General features: G+C 38.1%; 17 protein-coding genes. All 17 read right to left on the reverse strand.

Features of this window, described 5'->3' with window-relative positions; all coding sequences use genetic code 11:
• Nucleotides 1-132 precede the first annotated feature (132 nt).
• The 17 genes from ACQRBJ_RS11905 to ACQRBJ_RS11985 all read right to left on the reverse strand — a co-directional run bounded on the left by ACQRBJ_RS11905 (nt 133) and on the right by ACQRBJ_RS11985 (nt 17,797).
• Complete coding sequence (locus tag ACQRBJ_RS11905; protein WP_445303720.1) at nt 133-429, reverse strand: hypothetical protein; 297 nt, start codon at nt 427-429, stop codon at nt 133-135.
• Entirely contained in the window at nt 422-691 is a 270-nt protein-coding gene (locus tag ACQRBJ_RS11910; protein WP_445303721.1) for a hypothetical protein, read from the reverse strand. The genes ACQRBJ_RS11905 and ACQRBJ_RS11910 overlap by 8 nt, the downstream gene beginning before the upstream one ends.
• A gap of 50 nt (nt 692-741) precedes the next feature.
• Complete coding sequence (locus tag ACQRBJ_RS11915; protein WP_445303722.1) at nt 742-1,494, reverse strand: hypothetical protein; 753 nt, start codon at nt 1,492-1,494, stop codon at nt 742-744.
• A 108-nt stretch (nt 1,495-1,602) separates the two neighbouring features.
• The gene (rfbC, locus tag ACQRBJ_RS11920; RefSeq protein ID WP_445303723.1) at nt 1,603-2,190 is read right to left on the reverse strand and encodes a dTDP-4-dehydrorhamnose 3,5-epimerase; all 588 of its coding nucleotides are present in this window, start codon (nt 2,188-2,190) and stop codon (nt 1,603-1,605) included.
• A gap of 691 nt (nt 2,191-2,881) precedes the next feature.
• Nucleotides 2,882-3,043: a hypothetical protein gene (locus ACQRBJ_RS11925; RefSeq protein WP_218417439.1), complete on the reverse strand. Its 162-nt coding sequence runs from the start codon at nt 3,041-3,043 to the stop codon at nt 2,882-2,884.
• Nucleotides 3,044-3,076: 33 nt separating this feature from the next.
• Nucleotides 3,077-5,059 carry a polysaccharide biosynthesis protein gene (locus ACQRBJ_RS11930; protein WP_445303724.1) on the reverse strand — a complete coding sequence of 661 codons (1,983 nt, stop codon included), beginning with the start codon at nt 5,057-5,059 and terminating at the stop codon, nt 3,077-3,079.
• A 736-nt stretch (nt 5,060-5,795) separates the two neighbouring features.
• Complete coding sequence (locus tag ACQRBJ_RS11935) at nt 5,796-6,530, reverse strand: TatD family hydrolase (RefSeq protein WP_445303725.1); 735 nt, start codon at nt 6,528-6,530, stop codon at nt 5,796-5,798.
• Nucleotides 6,527-7,816, reverse strand: a complete 1,290-nt coding sequence (gene qatC, locus ACQRBJ_RS11940) for a Qat anti-phage system QueC-like protein QatC (RefSeq protein ID WP_445303726.1) — start codon at nt 7,814-7,816, stop codon at nt 6,527-6,529. The genes ACQRBJ_RS11935 and qatC overlap by 4 nt, the downstream gene beginning before the upstream one ends.
• A gap of 2 nt (nt 7,817-7,818) precedes the next feature.
• Nucleotides 7,819-8,670, reverse strand: a complete 852-nt coding sequence (locus ACQRBJ_RS11945; protein WP_445303727.1) for a hypothetical protein — start codon at nt 8,668-8,670, stop codon at nt 7,819-7,821.
• A 3-nt stretch (nt 8,671-8,673) separates the two neighbouring features.
• The gene (locus tag ACQRBJ_RS11950) at nt 8,674-10,455 is read right to left on the reverse strand and encodes a KAP family P-loop NTPase fold protein (protein ID WP_445303728.1); all 1,782 of its coding nucleotides are present in this window, start codon (nt 10,453-10,455) and stop codon (nt 8,674-8,676) included.
• Between the two features lie 113 nt (nt 10,456-10,568).
• Nucleotides 10,569-10,982 (reverse strand): hypothetical protein, encoded by a 414-nt coding sequence (locus ACQRBJ_RS11955; RefSeq protein WP_445303729.1) that lies wholly within the window; start codon nt 10,980-10,982, stop codon nt 10,569-10,571.
• Nucleotides 10,983-11,120: 138 nt separating this feature from the next.
• A complete protein-coding gene (locus ACQRBJ_RS11960) occupies nt 11,121-11,282 on the reverse strand; it encodes a hypothetical protein (RefSeq protein ID WP_445303730.1) in 162 nt (53 codons plus the stop codon).
• A 292-nt stretch (nt 11,283-11,574) separates the two neighbouring features.
• Entirely contained in the window at nt 11,575-11,718 is a 144-nt protein-coding gene (locus ACQRBJ_RS11965; RefSeq protein WP_445303731.1) for a hypothetical protein, read from the reverse strand.
• Between the two features lie 461 nt (nt 11,719-12,179).
• On the reverse strand, nt 12,180-12,449 hold the full coding sequence (locus tag ACQRBJ_RS11970) for a hypothetical protein (protein ID WP_445303732.1): 270 nt from the start codon (nt 12,447-12,449) through the stop codon (nt 12,180-12,182).
• Nucleotides 12,450-12,798: 349 nt separating this feature from the next.
• Nucleotides 12,799-14,694: a P-loop NTPase fold protein gene (locus ACQRBJ_RS11975; RefSeq protein WP_445303733.1), complete on the reverse strand. Its 1,896-nt coding sequence runs from the start codon at nt 14,692-14,694 to the stop codon at nt 12,799-12,801.
• A gap of 151 nt (nt 14,695-14,845) precedes the next feature.
• Nucleotides 14,846-15,154: a hypothetical protein gene (locus ACQRBJ_RS11980; protein ID WP_445303734.1), complete on the reverse strand. Its 309-nt coding sequence runs from the start codon at nt 15,152-15,154 to the stop codon at nt 14,846-14,848.
• A gap of 48 nt (nt 15,155-15,202) precedes the next feature.
• Nucleotides 15,203-17,797, reverse strand: coding sequence for a hypothetical protein (locus ACQRBJ_RS11985; RefSeq protein WP_445303735.1), 2,595 nt, complete (start codon nt 17,795-17,797; stop codon nt 15,203-15,205).
• Between the last annotated feature and the right edge of the window lie 3 nt (nt 17,798-17,800).

The raw sequence follows: 17,800 nt of genomic DNA on the forward strand, positions 1-17,800 counted from the left end.
GGGTGATTTACCGTTAGTTTTCTCGTATTCTCTGTCTTATTTGGCGAAAAATTGTTTTTTGAGTTCCACGATTTTTCCACCAAAACATCATACATATCAAACCCAACAAACCTGAGATGACTGTAATTATAGTCAATACAAAAAACTTGTTTGATGATTCTTGCTATCTAAAGTAAGCAAAGCTGCAAGCAAAGAGAAAAATACAGATAGTAAAGCTACGCCAAAATTCAACCACAAAGAAGCATCAGATCCTTTCTCTAGCAAGACAAGTTCATGCTCTGCAACTTCATAAGTAGTAAACTCTGCTATGCGCCCTCGTTTTACAGAAACCTTTTCTTCTTCATGTGACTCATGACCTTCCAACTTTGGGAACTCAGTAATAGTTTCTTTCACCAACTGTTCAAAATGTTTACCATCCATATCAGACATTATCTTTTAACCATTTGTTAGAACAAATTGGATTTCTCCAAGCCGCAACATTTGCTGATTCGACAACTATCAAACGACTACCTTCCACTAATATTTTTTCTATTTCATCTCTAATTTCGCTAGCTTCCTTCGTTGTTAAAACTGCCCACGTAGACTCTGTTATATGAGCCCAACCAGAATATGATTTTAACTTTTCAAATAGCTTTTCATAATCTCCACCATCTGCCAAATCGTAGGATACGATATATGATTTCTTTTCCATTTTTGTTAAATCAAAGAAATTTGGTAATGATTCTATTGTTAATTTTTTAGCTAATGTTCTTCAGTTTCCATCATCCTCTTATAAAAAGGATAATTATGCTCACCCTTTACTGGGAACTTGCGTTGTTGCGCTTTAACAAAAGCATTAGCAGTTTGCCTTGCTGCTGAAGGTAACAATCCATTATGCATTCCACAATAAATTACCGAATCATAATCCAAAGGGACACTATAATGAGCCAATGCATTTGACATTTCTTGTAATCTCTTTTCGTCATTCGGATGGTGATAACCTTCATTTGGATAAGAGGTTGCTTTCAACCAATTAATCGCATTAACCACTCTCTGGTCTATGTTATAATTAGTCGCTACCGACTCGTTTGTTTCTATATTTATTGCCTCATGGAGATTCAAAAAACTTACATTTTCATCCAAGAGCCAAGGTATCACAATACACGCATAAATATCTGATTTATCCTCATATTTTTCTAACTCTTTTGGAGGAACACCCACAGCTATTAATACTTCGTGTTGAGGGGAACCAGCAAATTGATAATCAGGATTATACGTTTTTATTGTATGTATTTGAATGCGAACTCCGTTTTTGGCAACAACCCCATGATTTTTATAATGCTGTTTTGTAAAACCTATTTCTGACAAAAAAGCCTCATATTGTCTTTGTTGATAAACTAAGAATGTTAGAATCTTCAAATTAGGATTCTCTAGAATTAACTTTTTTGCGAATTCAAAAGCAATCTTAGTATCACCTTTCGAGAATCGTTCTCTATTTAAATAATATACTTTCATTTTATTTGTTAGTTTTAATGTTTATATTATTCTAATATTGCATCATCTATATCTTATAATCCATTAGAAACATAGACATCAAATGAGCTAAAAAATCCGTCAGAAGCATTATTGGTATAAATCTACATTGATGTCGAATGGTGAATCGAAGTCCTTCAGCATGGCATGCTTCGTATCTTTTTCTGAGAGATTGGCATGTTCTGTTGGTATCTTCCAATCGATACCGAGAGTGTCGTCGAGGATGCTGATACCTCCATCTGCTTCTGGATGATAGAAGTTATCACACTTGTATTGGAAGACGGCAGTCTCTGAAAGGACTGCGAAACCATGGGCAAATCCCTTTGGAATGAAGAACTGGACATGATTGTCTTCTGTCAGTTCTACAGCCACATGCTTGCCATAGGTTGGTGATCCTTTGCGAATATCTACTGCTACATCGAGCACTCTGCCTTTTACGCAACGTACCAGCTTGCTTTGAGTATATGGTGGGCGTTGGAAGTGCAGACCTCGCATCACGCCATAGCTGCTCATTGACTCATTGTCTTGGCAGAAGTGAACACTGTGTCCCAGGAGTGGGGCAACCTTCTCTTCAAACTCTCGCTCGCTGAAGCTCTCGAAGAAGTAGCCACGAGCGTCGCGGAAGAGGCGTGGCTCTATAATGAGAACGCCATCAATTTCTGTTTTAATTATATTCATTGTTTTAACTTATGTTCTTTAAAAAAAGATTTTCTAAAATTACTACTGCCGCCGAGGAGGGCTGAAGCTGAACTTTAGCGTTTCACTCTTTTTATAAGCAGCGCATGCTAAAGAATATAAAGAAATATGTATCAATGGGTTATATAGGATTTAAAACATCCATAAAACGCTATTTTTACCCCATTTTCAGTGTTCTGAGTTCAGTATTCAGCCTGATGTTCAGCCTCATGAGACATTGAATAAACAAGTACTATCAATCTTAAGTTACCGAATGGTGAACAGCGGGGTGAACACTTGCCCCAAGCATTCACCTTTTCGGCTCCGCGGTGAACCCTAGTAAAAAGAACTTTGTATATACAGCGCATGCTAGAAATATAAGAGTCTATATTATAATGGGTTATATAGTGTTTTTAACACATTATTAACGCTAAAGGTTGGCATCGGGGTTCACCCTTCACCGACTTCATCACCAAGTGTTCACCCTCACTCTTTCGTAGAGAACGACTATCTTCTGCAGGATACAGCCCCGGCCTGCACTTCTAGGGGTGGGTAGGGTAAGTAAGGCGTAAACAACATAGTTACGAGCACTAAGTATTATGGTTACGACCGCTAAGTATTATGGTTACGACCACTAAGTATCATACTTATTGAGCATAACCCTATCAGTGATAATCGGTGAGTATCGGTGGGATTATTTCTTCTTTCTGTTCTTCGCTACCTTCTGGGTGATGATTCTACCTGGATGTTCTGTGTCCCATACCGCTGCACCTCCATGCTTGAAATAATCCCAGAGGATGATAAGAAGGGCGATACCGGAGAGGACACCAAAAAGTATTAATAAAAGTAATAACATCTTTTTTAATGTATAATTGTTAATGTATAATGTTTAATTGTGATCAAGCTCGCTGTACTTTGAGTGCTGGCTCTTGTACTCTGGCACTATCTCCTTCATCTTCTTCACGATTGCCATATCATCGTAGGTGAAGGAGAGCTGATAGAGGTCTTCCTCGTTCTTGCGTGCCAACTCGTATGGATACTCACGAACCTTGGCTACCATGATCTTTGGATGATGGGTAGGAATGGTAGCTTCCTTGTCGTTCAGGACTTCCTCGAAGAGTTTCTCTCCATCTCGGAGTCCAACGTACTTGATGTCGATGCCATCTACTCCCGAAAGGGCTATCATACGCTTTGCCAAATCGGCGATGCGGACTGGCTTGCCCATATCGAAGACGAAGATCTCGCCTCCCTTACCCATTGTTCCAGCCTCTAATACCAACTTGCAGGCTTCTGGGATGAGCATGAAGAAACGGATGATGTCAGGATGGGTGACAGTGATAGGACCGCCCATCGCTATCTGCTTCTTGAAGATTGGAATAACGGAACCGTTACTTCCCAAGACATTGCCGAATCGTGTGGTGACAAACTGGGTGACGCCCTTTACCTCGCCATCCACAATCGCCTTGTTCAATGCCTGGCAATAAATCTCGCAGATTCGCTTGCTGCAGCCCATCACGTTGGTTGGGTTCACAGCCTTATCGGTAGAAATCATCACAAACTTCTTAGTGCCGTACTTCACAGCCATATCGGCTATCACGCGCGTACCATATATATTATTCTGTACTGCCTCTGATGGGTTGTCCTCCATCATCGGTACATGCTTATAGGCTGCGGCATGGAAAACATAGTCTGGATGATGCTCGGAGAAGATGCGCTCCATACGGGTGGCATTGGTGATGCTGGTTACGATGGTTTCGCAAGGGATATCAGCATAGTTCTTGTTCATGAAGAGACGGACATCGTGCATTGGGGTCTCAGCCTCATCAACGAGAATCAGGCGTTGTGGCTTATAGATGGCAATCTGCTTTACCATCTCGGAACCGATACTTCCAGCTGCTCCCGTAATCAGAATGGTGCGACCGCTGAGGAGCTTTCCTATCGCATTCATATCCACTTCGATTTTGTCTCGTGGAAGAAGATCTTCGATATCTACCTCGCGCATCATCTGATGACGGAGGTTTGACTTGCCGTCCCAGCTCTGTGCCTTCGGCATCATCATAATCTTGATACCTTCTGCAGTGAGCTTGTCAATCATATCCTGCTTCTCCAGGAACTTCTCTGTGACCAGAGGGCTTACGAAGAGGGTCTTGACATTCATCTTATGCATGACGCCTATCAAAGTCTCATCATAGGAATAGACTTCGCAACCCAGCAGGAATCTTCCTATCATAGCGGTTTCTTCCGTTGTAAATCCTTTCACGATATACTGTGAAGGATGGTCGTTGCGCATGGACTTTGCCAAGGAGATACCGCCTTCCCGTACACCGAGGATGAAAACCGGAGTCTTGGTTTCGGCAGAGAAACTGGAGTCGTACATATACTTCACGAGGATTCGCATCGTCCACATCTCTATCATGGAGATGAAGAGCATAACGACAATGGATTCTGTGGTAATCTCGCAAAGGAGATTTTCTGGAATCACCTGGAGAAGTACGCAATTCAAGATAAAACCGACAACGAGGGCACCGGATATGCGGAGCAGGTCAACGAATGACGAGTAGCGCATGATACCGGAATAGGTATGGAACATACGCATGCCTACCACGAAGAGTGGCAGGGAGCAGACGAACATGAGAAGGTAGTTCCAGAAATGGGAAGCTATCACCTCGCCTCCTTCTGCGATATAGGTTGCTATCATACCCGCTATGACGATAGCAATGCTATCGAGGGCGAGAATGCACCAATATGGCAGGGTTGCCTTTGAAAAATACCAATTCGTCAATTTATTCGCAAAGAGGGATACTTTGAGTTTATAGAGTATCCCAGAGAATGGCGTCTGAGAAGAGCCATTCTGATTGTTTCTATCTCTCATAAGTTTTGTGTATTTATTTCTTGGAAAATATTAAATGTATAAACTTCATTCTCTACAGCATCCAGACTGGCATCGTACCGGTACTAGTTACTGCTACTTTTATATCTTTGAAATTATTCATCATCATAGTGTTATTTTTTCGAAAACCTACCCGTCCTTCCTTACCGTTAAAGAAGGAGTTTTTCTACCTCTCCGTCTCTCCTGCAAGGAGAGCTCCACTTTTCTCACCAAGCCTCTCTTTCCTCAGGAACGAGAGGATGTAACCGCCCTCCGGTGCTCGGAACCGCTACGCTATAAGGTTGGCGGACCAAAGCGGTCTACGCCATGTTATGCGGGATGGGACCGCCTGGAGAAAAAAACAAGTACTTAGAACGGCAAGTCATCAATGGAAAATCACCTTATTTATTATTTAGAAACTTACACATTCTCTGAAATAATTGCGCAAGCTACAATCTTTACGGTTTTGGTTGTCGTCCTGCATCACTTTTTCGAAATATTCCCTTGTTTCCATTATCAAACTGTTTTGATTACGGATGCAAAGGTAATATATTATATAGGTACAGACATACGGGCTAATGATGATTTACGAACTATTTTGTTACTTAAAACTTAAATATCAGAACGTTATATTAACAACTTAATGGGTGATTTCAGTATCTGTTTTTCGGAATATCTAACTGGAAACCCTATCAAATTAATCTAGAATCTTGAAGATTCCTGAGATTTTATAAAATTGTCATTTAAGATTTTCATAACCACATAACAAATCTTGAAAATTGTTCCATAAAATGCCTTCTATTTCCTCCGCCAACATAACGTATTTTGGCGAAAGTCCATCTATTAGTATCTTCAAAGATTCTGCATGGGATTTTATTGTGTCCCCAAATGGGCTATCTGTTTCAAGCAAAATTCTATTTTTGGGAACAATTTCTAACATTCGCTCAATCTTTCGAGATTTCAACATATTGCCATTAACCGAAAAATAGCAACCCATTTTCACAGCCCTATTCAACAAACTTTCATCACCAGAATACCAATGCAAGATTGCTTTAAATGAAAAGGCATCATCCAATACATCCAAAACCTCTCTTTCTGCTTTTCTTGAATGAATGGAAATGATTTTATTTTCATCCTTACGACATCTCTGCACCAATTCAGAAAAGAAAGATACCTGATCCGCTTGATAAGTTTTATCAGTAAAGTCCAAACCAACTTCTCCAATATAACGAGCTTCACTTAGTTTCTCCCACATCAAAGGTATGTATTTCTTATACTCCCCAATTAACTCGGGATGAAACCCCAACGCTGTTCGTATATATGGACTGTCATATTGCTGCTTTTCTTTTTCATATAGAACAGGAAGATTTGTCATTGCTATCGTATAAATCTTATTTGCATTGATTTCCTCTATAGCAGCCTTGACATTTTTCTGTAAGTCCAAATGAAAATGAGTATCATACAATCTCATCATATTGTCTTTAAAAATTCAAAGAGTTCAAGTCTGCCACGCTTGTACAAATCGGCAAATGCCTCCTTGTTTGCATAGATTGAACCATTCTTCTGTATTGCAAAATAGGAATTACAATGTTGAGCCAAGCCCAATCTATATGATTTGAGATTGATTGAAGCTTTTTCGTCTTGAAAATTAGCGTCACGATAAATTGTATCATCATTTATCTTTGCTTTATAAACGGCGGCTCTTCGTATTGTACAAGGGAGACAGACTCCACAATGGTTTGATGCGCTTTCTCCTTTCCATCGACCTAAGTCGGGATGTGAGCATGACATTGTCCATTTCAGATTCTCTTTCAGAAAATCCCAATCCTTGCACTCCAAAATCATTTCACCCTTTGTCTTAAACTGGAACGGATTATACATCTTTACTTGAATCCCCAAATTATCTAATATCGGTTGAAGCAAGCCAAGATAATAAGGATGTGTGGTTCGAGTACTCAAACTTCCAGCCCTATGGATGGTTAGAGGTATATTCAAAGAGATAACTCCATTTTCAGGAATACAGAGATTCACTTGATGTCCCATTCCTGATGCCAACAAAATTGCATGAGAGAAGAACATAAGCGATCTTGAACGAGTCGTATTCTCCTTTGATTTCATTGGAGAAGCATAAAACTGGAAAAAGTTTCGCCTGTCATACAAAAAATGTGTAGTCAAACTGGCAATCACCTTATTCTGATATACGCTCACTCCCTTACCGCCATTATAGTTGCCTACAAAAACTGGCCTGACACCTTCTTTCAATAGATTGATGGCTCCTATAAAAGAATCCAAGCCACCAGACAACATACAGAATGTATCCATATCATTTATAACTCGCGATTTTCTATAATGCCAAAGATTCTTTTTATAGTTAGCTTCACCCTCTATATAGTAAGGTCGATCTCGAAAAGAGAATGTCCAATGATCCCCTGTCAAAAAATCCAGAGCTTTCTCTAATAGTTGCTTATTTGCATCCCACTTCGCTTTCTTTAGCACTGGCATTTCTATCATAAAAGAACGTGTCCATCGGTCTGGCGAATCTTTTCTCCTGACTTGACAATCCACATAGAACACCATGAGAGAAATATAAAACAAGTCTAATGCTTCATCTTGGAAAAAATGAGGTATCGTTAGCAGTTGTCTTTTATTTTTCTTCCACATCGTATACCTAAACATATTGGAATCCCATAAACCTACCTCAGAATAACCTTCCTTTTTGAAAGAATCACTGCTTGATAACTTACAAATAAATCTTTCCATATCTACATTTTTTCAGCTTCTTGATAACATGCTTCATACATGTCACCAATCACTTTGTTAATCTCTTCTTGTTTCACTTCCTCTATAAAATATGTTGGAAGTACCGCATCTACTATTGCATCTACATATTCTTTGATTTGAGTTTCCCCATCTTTTACAGCTTTCGTAGAATCACTTTTAGAAAAAGCTCCATAAGTCATATCTCTTATGATTTTGTTGAATATATAACACTTGACAAATTGACTCAATAAAGTTTCCATGAGTTTCGGATTAATAGCTTCAATAGCATCTTCCGAAATGTCTATGACTTCAGCTAATTCAGACATTGCCTCCGACAAAGAATTTGTAACCAATGAGTCTTCAAGATTATCTGCTGGTGGAGCCAAATATAATATGACATCGCTTAAGACATCCCTTACAGGCCTTTTCTCTACAGAAATGCCAGCATCTTCTAACTTCCTTCTGACATCACTCGGTTTACCAGAAAACAAATAGTAGATGCCTCCTGTTACTTGACGAGCCTTGCGGTCTTGACGAGTTGCTAGTTTCGAGCCTCCTAATGCTTTTACATAACCCCTTACAGCTGACTTAACATCTGTTCTGCTTCCACCAAAGGACTTTGTGAAATTTCGCCTAGCTGATTGGAAAGAGTAAGTAGTCGAATATTTTTCATTTTCCTTATCCTTATCGTCAGATGATGATTCCTCCGTAGTATCTTCTTCGCCAGTTGTATTTTCGTCACTTTCTCCGGCAGAATCACCCTCTAACTTTCCCTCTTCCTCAGCCTCTGCATCAAAATCAGAAGGAAGAAGAACCGAACTTTTTGGGCCCTTATATAAACTAGATGTTCCCATAACTTATTTCTTTTTCAAACTATTAATGATGTTTTGCTGTTTACCAAATTCATTTCCAAAATATTTTTCCAATTCAGCTTTCTCTTCATCCGAAATAAATATCGTGATAGAATCAAGCATAGCAATCTGTGGTATTGAATAGAATTGGACAGGAATAGACTTTAGTTGAGATAGAGCCTCTGCCATCATGTCTTTGCGACTTATCACTTTCAAATAAGACTTAAACAAGTCATTGTCTATCTTGTCCTCTTTCTTCATTTTTTCATATAGAACCTTTGCTATATTTTTATGCTCTGCCAATGATAAGTCTTTCAATTGTTCTACTGCTTCAGTTCTATGAATCTCAGTCTTATCAAGTAACTTGTCAAGGCATATTCTTGCAGTGGGCGAAATGTTTGAAACAACTGACTGATTGTAGGCAAAACGAGAACTTGAAAAATAATAATAATCTCTCAAATCTTCTTCTGACAACTTACAATCAATCTCATTCCATTTTTTCAGCCACTCATCATTACTGTAGTCCTTGAATATTGTTGTTTCTTTACCTTTCTCGAACTTAGCTAATTCCTCCTTATTTGAACCATCAATGACCAATTTATAGAATGTACCATAAAAATACTCTATCAACATCAACTTTGCCATTACATCTTGCTTCAGATCAACGCCTCTCGTTTTTGCCATATCAAGTCTCATGAACAAAGTGTTAAGGAAACGCTTGCACTGGCGAGGGTTACCATTTATTTGCTTAGCAAGAACAGAGGATATTTGCTCTGAAAGATATAAACTATCTCTACACTTATCAGCCAAATCAGATTTTTCTTCACTAAGCGATGTATAAATTAATTTATCATAAGGCTTCAATTGGCGAATATACTCTAAAATCTCAGAAAACTCTTCCTTTTGTAACTTTTTCTCCAAAAGCAAGCAAGATATATATTTCTCAACTTCATTTTCATCAAGAGCTGGAATATTCACTGGATATTGAATCACTTTCTCCATATATTCCTTGCCTATATCAAGGTTGTTGCCTACTACATCCTTATATTTAGTTCGAATAGCGTATTCTATCAATCTTTGGTCTGCTCCGATTACAAAAGAAGTGCCTTTCGCAAAAAGGAACAAACGAATAGCCTCTATCACATCTAAGATAGTTTCTGGTGTACAGCGATCAAGTTCATCCACAAAAACCACCAAATGCTTGATTTGGGTTTCTTTCAAAATATCTGCAAACTCTTTTTGGAAGTTCTTTATATCCTTACGTATATTGCTTTCTGTTTTGAAAGAACGCAACACATCGGTAATTTCATCCTCACTGAGAGCACCAGCCTTGCTTTTCAAAGCTTTGGTAATCTGAGAAATTGAAATTTCCGTTAACCCAAGAACACCTCCTGTCAATAAGTAATCCAAACCATATCGGATACCCTTGCCTAATATCTTTTGGACATCAACTTTATCCAAGAGCTTCTTTATTTTTTCCGTTATTTTAGAGTCTAAAGTTTCCTTTTCCTTTATCTTTTCAAGAATCGTTCCACAAAAAGCCGTCTTTGCATCTTCATATCCTTCAAAAAGCCAACCATTGAATCTCACGCATAAGATAGATTTATCGTCCCCTTGGGTCAGTTTCTGCTCAATCATTTTCATTAAGCTGGACTTTCCACTACCCCAATCTCCATATAGACCGATACTTGAAGGAGACAATCCTTCATCAAGAACTATCTTTGTAACAGCATCTATTATATAGTCGAATTTCAAATAATCAACTACCGTTTCAGAATCTTTCCACATAACCATATCTATTGTAAATCACCGTTAGAACGTAATTACTGATTTTCAGCAATTAGCACATCCAACATTTTTCAAAAAAACATGTTATTAATTGGTATTGCCAGAGCTGCCAATTAGGCAGCCTTGACATTCACCTTTTTGTTCGAGTTATAATTACATGGGATTAGGGACATGAAGTCTTGCTCCCCCTCCATCAGTCGGGTGAGTATATCTTCTATATAATCGCCAAAATTAATGTCATTCAACTTGCAGCTCTCAAAAAGTGAGAACATAAAAGCTATGTTTTCCGCACCTAAATGGCTACCGGTATGCATCCAGTTTCGCCTACCCATAGCCAAGTGGCGGAACATTCCGACTGCATCCATGATTTCAACCTGACGCAGATTCATTCGAGAAATTTCCTCTCGAATCGCCTTTTCATCAGATGAACCTTGCTGCAATGATACCTGAAGCTCTGCAACACGAGATTGTATACGCTTCAGTTCTGCATGCATGGATGGTATCAAACTCTTAATATCCGTATTCATAATATGAAAGATAATATACAGATACCGCCATACGGGCTAACTATAAACATCGGAGCGGAAGCGGATTTCATTAAGATTTTTGTCCTCAACTCTCACAAAGACAAAGGTGGTAAGAAAACAGCCTCACGGACAACACGTTTAACTCGACTGTTTATCATGATACGTCTTTCCAAAGTGCGTCGGATCTGTTGCTACAAAACCATTTTCAGCTACATATCCTTCACTTTTTGCCATGGCTTCGCCGTCGTCCCCTGCAATAGTGGACGTAACCTTTGATTGTATATTTGTCTCTTTCATCATGCGAATCAAGTTCGTTTTCTGATGTCGTTCATCTGAATCTCGATATAAGAGACACAGAATCACCTTGCAAAAATACGAAAATTGTTGGAAACTAGCAAATTATACGTGTTAAAAAATTAATATCATTCTACGAAAATCAACATTATTTTACTATTCTTTTCGTACATAATTTCCTAAGTCGTTAATTGAACGAAAGTTTTAGGTTTTTCTGTGTCTCTCATGTAAAGATTCAGGAAAATTGGTTCATTTTGGTTCATTTTACAAAATCCCTCTTTTTATTCTTTTTTGTGGCTTATAGGGCTGCCAGTATTTTGGCGTTGGCATCATCTACCAGTCCCTCCTCACCACCAATTACCGCAAGCCGATAATTGATGGGAATATCAGAGATGACAGATACACCTGATACAATTGCCTCTAAACGAACAAAGGGAAACAACCAGTCTTTGGCCGTTCCCCCTTGTTCGTTGTATTCATTCTGATTACATCACATGATTGTCAAAATGGCTTTGCATGCATATCCAATGGCTTGATATCATCATTCGTTTCATGTATCCAATTGCTCACATTATAAGATAAATTATATCTGTCTCGGATAAAATGAGTAAAAGATTTCTAAAATCATCCCGTCCTTCCTTGTTGATAAAGCGAGCTTTCATTGCACTCACTGGCATCGCTTTTTCCCATTAAAAAAGGTATTTTTCTACCTCTCCGTGTCTCCTGCAAGGAGAGCTCCACCTTTCTCACCAAGCCTCTCTTTCCTCAGGAACGAGAGGATGTAGCTGGCTGCGCTATAGCCTCCGCCAGAGTTCTGGTATCGTCAGCGGAGCCTGTGCCCTAAAGGGCTGCCGATAAGTGTCTACGCAACAGAGTTGCGATTATTTGTCGGCTAGCGCATCATCAAGATTCTATCAATCTGCCGCTCTCACGCAAACGTTTCTTGAAACCCTGCATCACAGTATCAGCCCATTCATGAACGTTTTCTTTCATCACCTGTTTTTGCTTTTCATCAAAACCGGGATAGGCTATCTGTTGCTCTATACATGTCTGAGCCGTTTCCTTAGCTAAGTCCAGTGTATGTTCTGTCACTTTGCCATTTGTTAGCTTCTCGCCTAATTGGGCGTAGAAGTAGCCTTCACAAAAGGCTATACAATATTCTTTTGCTGTCATAACGCTAAATTGTATCAATTAATGCACTTAGAAAACATGCAAAACATCATAACTTGCCATAATTCTAAAGTTTATTTTTTTAAATCATTGATTCTCAGTTTCTCTTTCAAAGAACAAACAAGCAGTTGCCCATTCTTCTAACTAAGCTATAGCCATCCAAGCCTTGAATTACCACCTTACTTTCATCAGCTGCATGAACTACGCAGTTCTTGCATTCATACTATCGGATGTCCTTGCCTACGCTGCCAGCCATGATTATAATTTGAATATCTTTGTACATCAAATACTTGTAGATTTTATTTTTCAATTAAAGAGCCCACTTTAAAAAGGGAAAAAGTTTATTATATATCTATTCTATCCTAGACTCTCCATTCGCCCTTCTAATGGATTTATCCAATCCCTCTATCAATCCATCATACGACCATTTCTCTATCGAGACTTTCGATTTGGCTTCTTCTATAACCAAATCTCTCAGCTTAACCAAGACATCATGGTCTGGAAGGAATGTATCTGAAAAATCACAATTCACATGGAATTCATAATGGTATGCCAGGAATTGACTAAAAGCGTTACGTCCCCTATTGCTCATCTTGCGCAGAGAATCAAAGAGCTGCTGCGGATTCTCCTTAGCAAATATAGGACGCATCCTAAAACTAGAAGAGTGGTCAGGATAGCTACCAGAATCTATATAAGCTAAACTCTCTACATTCTCATCAGATAGTTGACGCAATGCTAATTGCATATCATCGGGCAGTTCTACCTTCTTTTGCTCAAAGAGTTTAGCTATAAAGTCTATGATACATTTTGTCTTCATCTTATCATGGTCACATCCTCTTACATAATTGTAGCCCTGTATAAATGAATAGTGACATTTGAACAAATTCTTCAAACAGGTACAAGATTGATAGATATCCAACAATCTGTTCTTTATATCAGAGATGGCATCCTCTGGCAGTTCACGAAAGTGCATGGCATCGAAATATCCAAGGAAGCCAACAGATTTGCCCATATTAGCAGGCTCGGATATGGTTCCATCCTTCAATTCCTCCAGTAATGAGTCATATAGTTCATTGAATTCATCATTCGTCTTATCCCAATATGAACCTAATCTTTCCAAAGCTGTAAGCTTCCTTGATTTCTGAGACAGAATCTTTTCAAACATTGGAGCCAGACTAAGTCCTTTTTCTATATGTTCTACTATCTTGGGAACCATTTCACTGCTCAAAGCTTCAAACTGATTAAGGCTATTAACTCTGTTATATTTCCCCATCAGATTCCTTATCTTCTGCGATTCTTCATCCTTGGTATCAACAAAAGCCTTCACTGCCCAATTCCCCCAATCGACAATATAACCACGATTGTCTATATTCCGGTATTCTGCATAAACAGCAATATAGCAAGACAACAAAGAACGCAAATATTCATGATTATTCTCTACCAGTTTGGTTGGCAAAGCCGAGATTAACGAACTGAAATCCAGAAGTGACTGACGCAACAACCTCAAATTATGTGTTGCACTGCACTCAAAGCACAGTTGAATCATTCCAGTTTCTTTACTGAGGAAATCAGTTGCCATCATAGGTTCTGAAACAAATAGCTTTATGGCAGCTTCTATATCAGGGAGAATCTCAAACTCTCTACCAACTATCTTTTCCTTGAATTCGAGCAAATCATGCAGGGTCTTATCATCTAGATATTTCTCCTCACCTACCACAACAACATGACAATCACAATGTTCCACAAAATAGTTTATGAAACCGAGCAATTGCTTCATCGGTATCTGACATCGTTCCAGATCATCAAAGATAATAAACTTTACACCCTTAACTTCATCTTTATTATCATTCTCAAAAATGGATAGAGAATCCAACGCTCCAGAGAATGATGTTTCACTCTTTCCATCTTTATCTATATCAAGTTCTGTCTTGAAGATTATCTTGCTTGCAATACGTCCAGCAATCTTTAGCATTTTTCCAGCCTTGGTATAGAAGAATGGATTCACGCATCTATCAATGACAGATTTGATATCTGAGATTTCTCTCATACCAAAGAGTGAAACATATATTGGCTTCAGTTCGATGCTATTTTCATTGGCTGGCAGTTTGTTAGACTTGTCAAACTCTGCAAGCCAATTCTTCACGAAGTAAGTTTTTCCGCATCCCCACTTTCCCCGTAACAAGACTGCATACTGAGGAGATGGGAGTTTTGCATATTCGTTCAAGAAATCAAAAATCTGATTATTCATGGCTATACGTAATTTTTTCTATCCAAGATGTAGGACATTATACAATTCAACTTATTCTTTAGATAAGCTTTCTTATATGAACATCAAAGCTAACCTATACATATTACACCGATTACATTTACCATACCAATAGGAAGTACATTAACAGATTTTACTTCATTTTAGAAACTAGATAAATAACTATCTTGATTCGTTTATCTTCAGAATCAACGTCATTCTTCAAACATATTTTTGCAGAAAATAAATTATTCCATCCAACTTTCAAGAAGGGCAGCATAGATTTGCTATCTTCATCACTAAGTTTTCCAATGCAAAAATTTTCATTCTCCACTTTGACTATATCATGTGTATCATCATAGGCTAATTGAAAAATATCACCAATTTGAAACTTTTGCCAATTTTCAAGTGCTTCATAATGATACACAGACTCTACAAAACATTCTTTATAATAAGTATCCATACTATTTTATTAAAATTAAGTAATATCATTTGATTCTCTGTTGCAATCTTAATATCCTCTTGTATCAAAACGACGTTCGATTGCCATCTCACGAACCCGGTCCAGCCAATCTATCACTGCTCTTGGAGAATTTGTATGACCTTTCAGTTCGTTTCGCTCCATAGCCAATGCCATCAAAGAATACTCTCGTTCTAATGACGTAGAGAAAACACCTTGATCATCTGTATTGATAGAGACGGCAATATTATGAGAAGAATATGGGGTATCTATACCATAATTGAAAAAGCGTAAGATAGGATGCTGATCATATCGTTCAATTTCCCCTATTTTATAGTTAGAAGAAGGATTGCACTCTATAGCAATATGCCTCTTCTCTATCTTGTTCATCAAATCTTCCTGTATTTTCTCCAACAAGTCATAGTAATCATCTCTGTAGGTTGAAGGGATAGCAAAAGAATCAACAGAACTACTTCTATCCGCATACTCCTTGGAATGATACATGTCATACAAATTCCTGGCATCCGCATTCTGGCAAGCTATTTCTACACCTATATGCTGATTCATTCCAGCATCTATCCATCTTCTCTCCATCCAATCAGACACGTCATTATAATTTTTGAAATCAGTTCCAAACGTTGGTGAATTACCTCGTAACAACCAGGACAGATAGTAGGTGCGTATATTATCTAATTGCTGTAACTCCGGATTCGGTTCAACAAAGTAATGCTCTATCACCGTTTTTTTACTCCAAAGATTATTATCATATAAATCTCGAAAATACTTATGAAACATTATTTCCAGATAACCTAAAAGAGAAATAGAACCTTTCAGTTTGGTACACTTATGATGCAACCAAGCCAAATTATCAAGAATTACTTGTTTAGATTCACAAATCGTATCATATCGTTTGGCATAATAGGCACGAACATCAGTTCCTAATGCAAGGGCATGTCCTAATCTATCTCCATTTCGAAGACCCAAAAAGATGAAAGCCTCTTCTATTGCACGCAAACCATCGGCTACATCCAGGAAATCCTCACCTACATGATAGGTTATATTTAAGTCATATGGACGATTACGTTCTATTGGAAAAACTTCATGACCACGCAAAAATCTAAAGGCTTGAGCAAATACCTCTGGACGAGCAAATATTTCAGAATTGGCAGCATCAATACCAACTACTCGTCCAACAAGTTCTGGATTGGTCTGTTCTTTACGAAATTCATATATAGCAAAAGCTTTCTGCTTTAGTTCCGCCCTGAGCACCCTATGCCTAATGGAAGAATCGTTTTTATAGGACTCATCCCTTTTCTTGATAAAGTGGAAAATGATGGAGCACTTATCCTTATATTCATTTTTCAAAGGGCTATAGATTTCTTCAATAGACTTGCATATTTCATCGGCAGAATTCTTGGGAACTATTCTTGCCTCTATATATCTATTATTGGTGTCATTGACAAATCCCTCTATTGCCGCCTTGTATAGTAAAGGATAGTATTTCTTGAGAATGAACTCAGACTTCAGTTCCTCATAATTCGCAAAATTGGCAAAACCTACTCGCGAATTAAGTTGCAATATCATATGCCTAAAACCATCCTTATAGGAAAGATATGCATAAAACAGTGTAGGGAAGTCTGTATCCTTACAGTCACCTGAATATATATAACGAAAACATTCATACATGAACATTCTTTCCGATGCCATCACAAAATTACTTACAGGATTCTTTTCATAATACTCTACCGGTATATAATCTAAAACATATTCAGGAGCGATTCCCTGTTTCTTTGCCTTGTTTATTGCGGATTCATAACATGGTTTTAAAAAATCTTCAAATGTTGGAACATTTAAATCATCTCGATAATCAGACTTTGGACTATTTAAGAAGGTGGTCAACTCACTCTTGGATATAATATAATCATGACATTTTACTACCCCTGACAAATAGAATCGTATGATTGAAGCCTTACGAACTTTCTCGTATAGACTAGTATTCCAACTTTGATCTTGGCGACTTTCGGCTACATTTTCAAATACCTTACGCATGCTTAACACATTACACATCAAACATATCCAACTGAGGTCTACATTATAAGAAGATCCTTTTAAATGCATGTGCAATTCAGCCATTGGTTTATTAAACAGCGCATTTAGTTCTTTACAATCATGCTTCAGATAAGCATTCCAATCAAAGAATTTACGTTTAAATTTATTCACTATATCATGAGAAGCCAAAAAAGAAGTTGTAAAAAGGTCTTCCCCTAATTGCACTGTAAGAAGATGCCATCTAAGGAGTGTGCGATATCTGCATACCGGCTCTCCATCTTTAACGATAAGCATCTTCGTAGAAAAGTATAGTAGCATATTAAAAATAGAGTCACCTTCATAAAACTTGAAAGGCAAACAGCTGGTACTTGGCATTATCCATTTTTGGTTGATCACCTGTCCTATCATTGACAATTGATCGATAGAATAGTGATTATTATCCTCCTGCAGCAACAATTTTATTATGGTTGACTCTCCACATTGAGTATCTAAATGGCTTTTTTCAGCACCTAAAGGTACCATTCCTGCCTCTTTCAGAATAACATCACCACTCATCTGACTAAACATGGCCCTCAATGCCATACTTAAATTTTCCATATC

The sequence above is a fragment of the Prevotella sp. SGI.167 genome (genome assembly GCF_050313615.1).
Lineage (GTDB): Bacteria > Bacteroidota > Bacteroidia > Bacteroidales > Bacteroidaceae > Prevotella.